1 rRNA gene is annotated in these 2,296 nt (G+C 52.9%); it reads left to right on the forward strand.

Annotation, left to right across the window (positions count from 1 at the left end):
- Positions 1-2,283: ribosomal RNA gene (locus MKY49_RS22960) — 23S ribosomal RNA — on the forward strand; the annotation flags it as partial.
- Positions 2,284-2,296: the final 13 nt, after the last annotated feature.

Here is a 2,296-nt window from a genome sequence, read left to right on the forward strand (position 1 = left end):
AGGTTAAGCTTTAGAAGGCGGAGCCGCAGCGAAAGCGAGTCTGAATAGGGCGAAATAGTACGTGGTCGTAGACCCGAAACCAGGTGATCTACCCATGTCCAGGGTGAAGGTAAGGTAACACTTACTGGAGGCCCGAACCCACGCACGTTGAAAAGTGCGGGGATGAGGTGTGGGTAGCGGAGAAATTCCAATCGAACTTGGAGATAGCTGGTTCTCTCCGAAATAGCTTTAGGGCTAGCCTCGTGATGAGAATACTGGAGGTAGAGCACTGTTTGGACTAGGGGGCCATCCCGGTTTACCGAATTCAGACAAACTCCGAATGCCAGATATTTATACACGGGAGTCAGACTGCGAGTGATAAGATCCGTAGTCAAAAGGGAAACAGCCCAGACCACCAGCTAAGGTCCCAAAGTAATCGTTAAGTGGAAAAGGATGTGGCGTTGCACAGACAACCAGGATGTTGGCTTAGAAGCAGCCATCATTTAAAGAGTGCGTAATAGCTCACTGGTCGAGTGACGCTGCGCCGAAAATGTATCGGGGCTAAACGATTCACCGAAGCTGTGGATTGACATCTACGATGTCAGTGGTAGGAGAGCGTTCTAAGTGCGTTGAAGTCAGACCGGAAGGACTGGTGGAGCGCTTAGAAGTGAGAATGCCGGTATGAGTAGCGAAAGACGGGTGAGAATCCCGTCCACCGTATGACTAAGGTTTCCTGAGGAAGGCTCGTCCGCTCAGGGTTAGTCGGGACCTAAGCCGAGGCCGACAGGCGTAGGCGATGGACAACAGGTTGATATTCCTGTACCACCTCCTCACCGTTTGAGAAATGGGGGGACGCAGTAGGATAGGGTAAGCGCGCTGTTGGTTATGCGCGTCCAAGCAGTAAGGCGTGTGTGTAGGCAAATCCGCACACTGTAACGTTGAGCTGTGATGGCGAGTCCGTATGGACGAAGTTCCTGATTTCACACTGCCAAGAAAAGCCTCTATCGAGGTGAGAGGTGCCCGTACCGCAAACCGACACAGGTAGTCGAGGAGAGAATCCTAAGGTGTGCGAGAGAACTCTCGTTAAGGAACTCGGCAAAATGACCCCGTAACTTCGGGAGAAGGGGTGCTCTTGAGCGTGCAAGCGCATGAGAGCCGCAGTGAATAGGCCCAGGCGACTGTTTAGCAAAAACACAGGTCTCTGCAAAACCGTAAGGTGACGTATAGGGGCTGACGCCTGCCCGGTGCTGGAAGGTTAAGAGGAGTGGTTAGCGCAAGCGAAGCTGCGAATTGAAGCCCCAGTAAACGGCGGCCGTAACTATAACGGTCCTAAGGTAGCGAAATTCCTTGTCGGGTAAGTTCCGACCCGCACGAAAGGCGTAACGATCTGGGCACTGTCTCAACGAGAGACTCGGTGAAATTATAGTACCTGTGAAGATGCAGGTTACCCGCGACAGGACGGAAAGACCCCGTGGAGCTTTACTGTAGCCTGATATTGAATTTTGGTACAACTTGTACAGGATAGGTAGGAGCCAGAGATCTCGGAGCGCCAGCTTCGAAGGAGGCGTCGGTGGGATACTACCCTGGTTGTATTGAAATTCTAACCCATGCCCCTTAGCGGGGCAGGAGACAGTGTCAGGCGGACAGTTTGACTGGGGCGGTCGCCTCCTAAAAGGTAACGGAGGCGCCCAAAGGTTCCCTCAGAATGGTTGGAAATCATTCGTAGAGTGTAAAGGCACAAGGGAGCTTGACTGCGAGACCTACAAGTCGAGCAGGGTCGAAAGACGGGCTTAGTGATCCGGTGGTTCCGCATGGAAGGGCCATCGCTCAACGGATAAAAGCTACCCCGGGGATAACAGGCTTATCTCCCCCAAGAGTCCACATCGACGGGGAGGTTTGGCACCTCGATGTCGGCTCATCGCATCCTGGGGCTGTAGTCGGTCCCAAGGGTTGGGCTGTTCGCCCATTAAAGCGGTACGCGAGCTGGGTTCAGAACGTCGTGAGACAGTTCGGTCCCTATCCGTCGTGGGCGTAGGAAATTTGAGAGGAGCTGTCCTTAGTACGAGAGGACCGGGATGGACACACCGCTGGTGTACCAGTTGTCTTGCCAAAGGCATCGCTGGGTAGCTATGTGTGGACGGGATAAGTGCTGAAAGCATCTAAGCATGAAGCCCCCCTCAAGATGAGATTTCCCATTACGCAAGTAAGTAAGATCCCTCAAAGACGATGAGGTAGATAGGTTCGAGGTGGAAGTGTGGTGACACATGGAGCTGACGAATACTAATCGATCGAGGACTTAACCAAATTGTTTGAAGCA

The organism is Lysinibacillus sp. FSL M8-0134 (assembly GCF_038069745.1).
Lineage (GTDB): Bacteria > Bacillota > Bacilli > Bacillales_A > Planococcaceae > Lysinibacillus > Lysinibacillus irui.